Raw genomic sequence first — 7,375 nt, 5'->3', positions numbered from 1 at the left:
GCTTCAGTCATGCCATTTTGCCCCCGGGCGAACACAAACATTCCAACGATTATGGTGGCTGAGAAATTAGCCGACACAGTCTTGAGAGAAGACAGACAAAGCTAAGTAGGGGAGACCCTGCCGGTCTTGCGATTGGGCTCGAGGTCACTGAATCCGGACCCGGCATCCCCGACCGCCGACGTCACTATGGCGGCAAGCATTAGCGCGCAATGGGCGACGTTCGACCTCTGAGCGATCCGCAGATGCTCGCCCGGCGCGGTCGAAACGGTATGGGCGCTGGGCGTGTACGAGCAGATCGCCGCCGATCGCGGTTCACAAATCCAGCCTGTGATGCCGCCGAGCGAACTCGCCATTAGCTTTGGCGATGCCGAGACGACTGGTTATACGGCGCCGCGAGTTTAGATCGCCCCAGCTCGGCAGCCATGTCGGGCGTGGTGCCACCTCTACTGGCCCTGCCGCGACGACTTACCCCAATTGGCGAACTAAGCGGACGATGGAAATCTGCGTACAACTTGCAAAAACGCCGCCTTTATGCGTGCAAATTAGAATTCTCGCACAAAGCGCGCCAACTGTGCTGCTACGTTCATGAGGCTAGTGAAGATTGGATGGAGGGTACTGAGGTGCGGCTCTACAGCCCGCATTACGATGGGAACCGCCGGACAAGCTCAACAAATAGGGCATGGTCATTTCCCGGTGCGTATTGAGAGGCCATCGGCGAAACCGAAACGGAGGACTAACCAATGGACAAGTGGCAAGCTGAACACAGCTTTAAATCTGCAATCTTGAAGGGGATTGCCGCCCTCGGCCTAGCGGCGATGACAATATCTTGCTTGCCGGCTCGGTCTCGGCGCAGTCGCTGCTCGATAAGATCAAGAATGGAAAAACGATCCGTCTTGGCTTCGCCAGTGACCCTCCGTCGGCCTATCCCGGCGAGAACAACGCTCCGCTCGGCTTCGTCAACGCCATGACCCTCGACATCCTTAAGAAGCTCGGCACGACCAAGGTCGAACCAATCGTGACGGAATGCGGCTCCCTCATTCCTGGCCTGCAGGCGGGCCGCTTCGACATCATCACAGGCGGCATGTACATTCTGCCGGAGCGCTGCCGCAATGTGCTGTTCGCCGAGCCGCTTGCTAAGTTTACCGAAGCCCTGCTCGTGCCAAATGGCAATCCCAAAGACCTGCACTCCTTTGACGATATCCGTGACAAGGGCCTGACGCTGGTCACCACCGCCGGTTCCGACACGGTCAAGAACGCCAAAGACGCGGGCATTCCGGAGGATCGTGTCATGCAGGTCGCCGGCCAGGCCGAATTCTTGCAGGCAGTGAAGGTCGGCCGCGCGGCCGCGGGGTCGCTCAACTACTTCACGGTAAAGGAGCTCGCCGACAAGGACGACAGCGTTGAAATGGCAGATCCGTTCACCCCGCCGGCTGGGAAGGCCGGCTACCCAAGTCTCGCCTTCCTGCCCAATCAGCAGGCCGCGGTCGATGCCTTCAACGAGGTATTGAAGACTTATATCGGCTCCGACGAAATGATGGAGTCGGTCGGAAAATACGGCTACACCAAAATTAACCTAACGGACGGCACCAAGACCGCCGACCTGTGCAAGGGCTGAAATCTTGCGGGGAATGCCACCCATGCATCTGACCGGCTCCCGGTCGCAGTGGCCGGGAGCCGGCAGAGCAAGTGACAAGACACGAGGCTCCGGCGTGCCGATTTCCTGTATTCGGACCAGATAATTCGGCGACGGGGCATGTGAGGCTGCTGCGCTCAGGAGTGAGCATTTGGTAGCACTTCGCATGGTCACAATGCCGATCTGATGCCCCTCTCCTTTTGCCGAGGAACTGATGATCACCGAGCATCGCGTATCGATTGATGGTGTCGAGACATCGTACTGCGAGAACGGAGCCGGTCGGCCGATTGTTTTCCTGCACGGGGCGGGCTTCGGCGCAGAGGGTAAGAGTTCCTTTGTTCGGCAGCTGAACGGACTATCCGATCAATTTAGGGTGCTCGCGATTGATCATCTCCATTTTGGGGGGACGGATTATCCTGCTGACGGCAAATACATCAACCGACTCGGTCGTGTGAATCATGTAATTAGCTTCATCCAACAACTGGGGTTGAAGCAGATCACCCTAGTCGGCCATTCAGAAGGATCATTCGTCGCCGCGCGGGTCGCGATCGTGCGTCCCGATCTTGTCTCCAAGCTCGTCCTGCTGACCGCCAACTCCGTGTCACCGGCGTTTGGAGATGACCGTGACGAAGCTTGGATGGAGGCCTGCCGGCAGGCTTACGACTGTTCCGGCCCGATGCCGAGCGAAGAGGAATACATCACCGCCCGCCGGAAAGGCTGCCGCGCCTACGGGCAGGATGTGGAAGGCGCCGAGCGAGAGGCCTATCGGCGGGCCGCGGCCCGGGGACAATGGGAGATCTGGCAGCGATTGCCGGAAGACGAGACAAACCTGCATCATTATGCACTGCTGCAGCAGGAGTATATCTTCCCCTATCTTGATCAGCTTCAGGCCCAGACGTTGATCATTTGGTCCAAGAACGACCCCACCGCGACGCCGGAGCAAGGGCTCAACCTGGCGAAGCTGATCAGGAATTCAGATTTCCACCTGCTGAATAACGCAGGCCATTCCATCCACGTTGACCGGAGCGAAGCGGTAAACAGACTCATCCGTCAATGGCACGGATAATCAACAGTGACGGGAACTATAAGTTGCTCACGCCAGCATTTCCGGGGCGCATCTTTTCTTAGGGGCGTCGTCGCATACGACGAATCTGTGCGCTGCCACGGAGACCATACAAGGGCATAGCCGAGGCGCTGGCGCCTGCCATCCCATCGATCCGGGCAGCAGGTCAGGAGTCATGCCAGACGTGGTGCGCCTCAGCTACCACAACTCGCACTTGTTCATTTTCACCAAGCCAAATGGATGACGGAAATGTGCGCATACACCCTAAAAACGCCGGATTTCTGCGAATATATTGCAATTCTCGCACAAAGCGCCACTGCTGCGCTGCTACGCTCATGAAGCGTGTACAAGCGGCTGGTAGCAAAGGATTGGCTGGATGAAGCGTGCCTAGCATACTGAGGTGGGGGCTCTACAGCCCGCACGATGATGGGAACCGCCGGACTACAAGCTCAACAAATGATGCAATGGTCATTTCCCGGTGCATATGGGAGACCATCGGCGAAACGAAAACGGAGGACTAACCAATGGTCAAGTGGAAACTCGACGAATGCTTTAAGTCTGCAATCTTGAGGAGGATTGCCGCACTCGGCCTAGCGGCGATGACAATCTCATCCTTTGCCGGTTCGGCCTCGGCGGAGTCGCTGCTCGAGAAGATCAAGAATGGAGAAACGATCCGTCTTGGCTTCACCAATGAGCCTCCCAGTGCCTATCCCGGTGCGAACAACGAGCCGCTTGGGCTGGTCAATGCGATGACGCTGGACGTTCTGAAAAAGATGGGTACGACCAAAATCGAGCCGTTCGTAACCGATTGGGGCTCGCTCGTCCCGGGCCTGCAGGCCGGTCGCTTCGACATTATCACGGGCGGCATGTGGATTAAGCCGGAACGCTGCCGCAACGTGCTGTTCAGCGAACCGATCGCCTCGAGCAATGACGTGATAGTCGTGCCGAAGGGCAATCCGGAAGCACTGCATTCTCTCAAGGATGTGTATGACAAGGGCCTCGCCCTCGCCATTATGACAGGCACTACCGCAGTCGAGGAGGCGAAAAAGTTAGGCTTCGCCGACGACAAGATCATGCAGGTAGCAGGACCGCCGGAGGTCGTACAGGCTGTAAAGGCCGGCCGCGCCGCCGCCGGCAACCTCTACAGTCTTAACGCGGCTACTCTTGCCGAGAACGATCCCAGCATTGAGGTGGCCGACCCATACACCCCGCCGGGCCCCAACGAACATCCCGCCATCGCCTTCTCGCTCAACGAGCAGGCTGCGGTCGATGCGTTCAACGCCGTATTGAAAGACTATATTGGCTCTGAGGAAATGATGGCCTCGGTCAGCAAATATGGCTACAGCAAACGCGATCTGCCGGACGGCAAGAAAACCGCTGATCTCTGCAAGGGTTGAAGTCATGCGCCTGACCGCTTCCCCGGCTCCGGCCTGGGAGGCGGTCAGTGGGGAGGGCATATGAGCAAGGTCGATCTCAGCTTCATCGTGGCGGTGCTAGCCAAGGGCGTCATGATCACGGTTATCGTCACCCTTGGCGCATCCCTGGTGGCGATCGTCCTTGGGCTTGTCGTCGGCCTAACCCGGGTCTCTCCCCATTGGCAGTTGCGCTGGCTCAGCGTCGTTTACATCGAATTCCTCCGTGGGACGTCTATGCTGGTCCAGCTCTACTGGTGGTTCTTTGTATTGCCAATCTTCGGTATTTTCCTGTCACCGTGGACTGTCGGAATTTTGGGTATCGGGATGAATGCCTCCGGCTATGCAGCCGAGTACGTCCGCGCCGCCATTCAGGCCGTTGACCGGGGACAGTATGAGGCATCCACAGCGCTAAACTTTTCGCGGCTCACCATGATGCGGCGCATCATTCTGCCGCAGGCGATGCGCGCCATGCTGCCGACGTGGGGTAATATGCTCATCGATGTGCTTAAGGGTAGTTCGCTCGTCTTCTTCATCACCATCACCGAATTTACCAGCGCCGCCAAGCAGGCGGCCGACGCAACCGGCGATTACATGCTGTTCTTCGCGGTCGCACTATTTGGTTATTACGTCATCGCGCGCGCCCTCATCACGCCTTTCGTGCGCTGGCTGGAACGCCGCGTCTCGCGCGGATTCGTAAGGGAGCAGCTGGCTTGAAGGTCTGGGATTGGTCTTACGTATGGGAGGCGTTCCCATATCTCTATCAGGGCGCGATCGTCACCATTGAGGCTACGCTGCTCGGGTTTGCGATCGCGCTGGTGTTGGGTCTTGTATTCGCGATGATCCGCCAGTCGCCAAACCGCTACATCTCCACCGCCATGGCGGAAATCGTGGAGTTCATCCGCTCAACGCCCTTGCTGCTGCAGCTGTTCTTTGTCTATTTCGTTGGTCCGCAGATCGGAATCTTCATTCCTGCGTGGACGGCGGGCATCGGCGTCCTCGGCATCCACTATGCAGCCTATTGCTCGGAGGTCTTCCGGGGCGGCATCGAGAATGTGGACGGCGGCCAGTGGGAGGCCTGCACGGCACTAAACCTTTCGCGACCGCGGACCTGGCGAACAATCATCCTGCCGCAGGCGATCCCGCCCATGGTGCCTGCTCTGGGCAATTACTTCATCGGCATGTTCAAGGATACGCCGGTCCTTGCCGCCATCTCGATCTTCGAGATGCTGCAGCAGGCAAAGAATTTCGGGGGAAACAACTATCGCTACATCGAAGCGATCACTATGTGCGGCTTCTTCTACTACTTGTTCAGCCTGGTTGCTTCTGCCATCGTGCAGTCGGTAAGCGTCTGGCTCAACCGCCGCTGCCATCTGCAATAGGGGGCCTTCTGCTATGAGCGAATTTGTGCTTCGATTCGAGGACGACGTCACGAAGCGATATGGGGCGTTAACCAGGCCGAACGAGTTTGATCGCGATAGCACTCGCAACGAGAAAGTCATGAACGAACCCATGGTCCGCTTCGAGAACGTCACAAAGCGCTACGGCGCGCTGACGGTGCTCGACGAACTCAATCTCGAGGTCGCGCGCAACGAGAAGGTGTGCATCATTGGTCCCTCCGGCTCGGGCAAGACCACCGTTCTGCGCATGCTGATGACTCTGGAGCGGATCAACGGGGGGGTGATATGGGTCGACGGCGAACCGCTCACGCACATGCAGAAGAACGGCCAAATGGTGCCGGCGAGCAACCGTCATCTCCGTCGCGTGCGCGGCAAGATCGGTATGGTGTTCCAGCACTTCAACTTGTTCCCGCACATGACAGCGCTGCAGAACTGCATGGAGGCGCCGATCTCGGTCCTTGGGCTTTCCAAGCAGGAGGCGGAGGTCCGAGCGGCAGAGCTGCTCGACATGGTGGGTCTCGGCGACAAGAAGAACCATTTCCCGATTCAGCTTTCTGGGGGCCAGAAGCAGCGTGTGGCGATCGCTCGTGCGCTGGCCATGCGCCCGAAGGTGATGCTGTTCGACGAGGTGACATCGGCGCTCGACCCGGAACTCATTGGAGAGGTGCTCAACGTCATCCGCAAGCTCGGCGCCGAACATGACCTCACTATGCTGATGGTCACGCATCAGATGGGCTTCGCCAAGGAGTTCTCCGATCGCGTCTGCTTCTTTTATGGCGGCAAGATTGTAGAACAGGGCCCGCCCAGCCAGCTCTTAGGCGAGCCACAACATGAGCGAACGCGACAGTTTCTCAATGCGGTACTGGAGGCGAGGTAAGGGTGCGCATTGTGCCGCTAGCCAGGTCGGAGAGGTAGCAATTCGCTGCTTTCCTCGGACCGGTTTCGGGGGCGGGTTGGCATGGACTTCGCGCTAGCCGGCTGGATCAATCCAGGAAACTGCATTCCTGATACTCTGACTATTTGGCCGCGCCAAGGCACGCGGCGTCCACTGAGGCAAGATGGTTACTGTACTCGATGGAACGCTTCCGCGTCCGCGCCACCCTGAGAAGGCGCACCGGCCAGACCAGGAGGTGCTGCGCAAGCCTGACTGGATCCGCGTTAAGGCGCCGGTCTCGAAAGGCTATGCCGAGACCCGCGAGATCGTGAAATCGCACAAGCTGGTGACGGTCTGCGAAGAGGCCGGTTGCCCCAACATCGGCGAGTGCTGGGAGAAGAAGCACGCCACCTTCATGATCATGGGTGAGATCTGCACGCGCGCCTGCGCCTTCTGCAACGTCGCCACGGGCATCCCAACCGCACTCGATGCCGATGAGCCTGCCCGCGTCGCGCACGCGGTCAAGCAGATGGGCCTGACCCATGTCGTCATCACCTCGGTCGACCGCGACGATCTCGCCGATGGCGGCGCGCAGCATTTTGCCGAGGTCATCCGCGCCATCAGTGGCGGCCAAGCCCGATGTCTTCAACCACAATCTCGAGACCGTGCCATCGAACTATCTGACGGTGCGTCCCGGCGCGCGCTACTTCCACTCGATCAGGCTTCTGCAGCGCGTAAAGGAACTCGATCCTTCGATCTTCACCAAGTCCGGCATCATGGTCGGCCTCGGCGAAGAGCGGAATGAAATCCTGCAATCGATGGATGACCTGCGCTCGGCCAATGTCGACTTCATGACTATCGGTCAGTACCTGCAGCCGTCAAAGAAGCATCACGTTGACCCGTTTCGTCGTAAGCGCTGTCCCGGCGGCACCTTTCGCGCGTGGATGTAAGGGACGATGTTCGAGGCCTTTGAGGGCTTCGACATATGACGAT

The 7,375-nt window shown here is 58.6% G+C and carries 6 protein-coding genes and 1 pseudogene; all 7 read left to right on the top strand.

Annotation, left to right across the window (positions count from 1 at the left end):
* Nucleotides 1–826: 826 nt before the first annotated feature.
* Entirely contained in the window at nucleotides 827–1,615 is a 789-nt protein-coding gene (gene ehuB / locus NKH43_RS34885) for an ectoine/hydroxyectoine ABC transporter substrate-binding protein EhuB (protein ID WP_352862006.1), read from the top strand.
* Nucleotides 1,616–1,847: 232 nt separating this feature from the next.
* Nucleotides 1,848–2,699: an alpha/beta fold hydrolase gene (locus tag NKH43_RS34880; RefSeq protein ID WP_352862005.1), complete on the top strand. Its 852-nt coding sequence runs from the start codon at nucleotides 1,848–1,850 to the stop codon at nucleotides 2,697–2,699.
* Nucleotides 2,700–3,220: 521 nt separating this feature from the next.
* Nucleotides 3,221–4,093: an ectoine/hydroxyectoine ABC transporter substrate-binding protein EhuB gene (gene ehuB / locus NKH43_RS34875; protein ID WP_352862003.1), complete on the top strand. Its 873-nt coding sequence runs from the start codon at nucleotides 3,221–3,223 to the stop codon at nucleotides 4,091–4,093.
* Between the two features lie 60 nt (nucleotides 4,094–4,153).
* Nucleotides 4,154–4,825: an ectoine/hydroxyectoine ABC transporter permease subunit EhuC gene (gene ehuC / locus NKH43_RS34870; protein WP_352862001.1), complete on the top strand. Its 672-nt coding sequence runs from the start codon at nucleotides 4,154–4,156 to the stop codon at nucleotides 4,823–4,825.
* Complete coding sequence (gene ehuD, locus NKH43_RS34865) at nucleotides 4,822–5,490, top strand: ectoine/hydroxyectoine ABC transporter permease subunit EhuD (RefSeq protein ID WP_352862000.1); 669 nt, start codon at nucleotides 4,822–4,824, stop codon at nucleotides 5,488–5,490. The genes ehuC and ehuD overlap by 4 nt, the downstream gene beginning before the upstream one ends.
* A 118-nt stretch (nucleotides 5,491–5,608) precedes the next feature.
* Nucleotides 5,609–6,385 carry an ectoine/hydroxyectoine ABC transporter ATP-binding protein EhuA gene (gene ehuA, locus NKH43_RS34860; RefSeq protein ID WP_352862008.1) on the top strand — a complete coding sequence of 259 codons (777 nt, stop codon included), beginning with the start codon at nucleotides 5,609–5,611 and terminating at the stop codon, nucleotides 6,383–6,385.
* 181 nt (nucleotides 6,386–6,566) lie between these two features.
* Nucleotides 6,567–7,275 (top strand): annotated as a pseudogene (locus tag NKH43_RS34855) (lipoyl synthase); the annotation flags it as partial.
* Nucleotides 7,276–7,375 lie beyond the last annotated feature (100 nt).

The sequence above is a fragment of the Mesorhizobium sp. M1163 genome, from assembly GCF_040318415.1.
Lineage (GTDB): Bacteria > Pseudomonadota > Alphaproteobacteria > Rhizobiales > Rhizobiaceae > Mesorhizobium.
This window is presented reverse-complemented; position numbering and strand designations above follow the sequence as displayed.

What these genes read in the sequence shown, in the direction of transcription:
- NKH43_RS34880 (WP_352862005.1), top strand. Translation starts at nt 1,848, where the DNA reads ATGATCACCGAGCATCGCGTATCGATTGATGGTGTCGAGACATCGTAC.
- ehuB (WP_352862003.1), top strand. Translation starts at nt 3,221, where the DNA reads ATGGTCAAGTGGAAACTCGACGAATGCTTTAAGTCTGCAATCTTGAGG.
- ehuC (WP_352862001.1), top strand. Translation starts at nt 4,154, where the DNA reads ATGAGCAAGGTCGATCTCAGCTTCATCGTGGCGGTGCTAGCCAAGGGC.
- ehuA (WP_352862008.1), top strand. Translation starts at nt 5,609, where the DNA reads ATGAACGAACCCATGGTCCGCTTCGAGAACGTCACAAAGCGCTACGGC.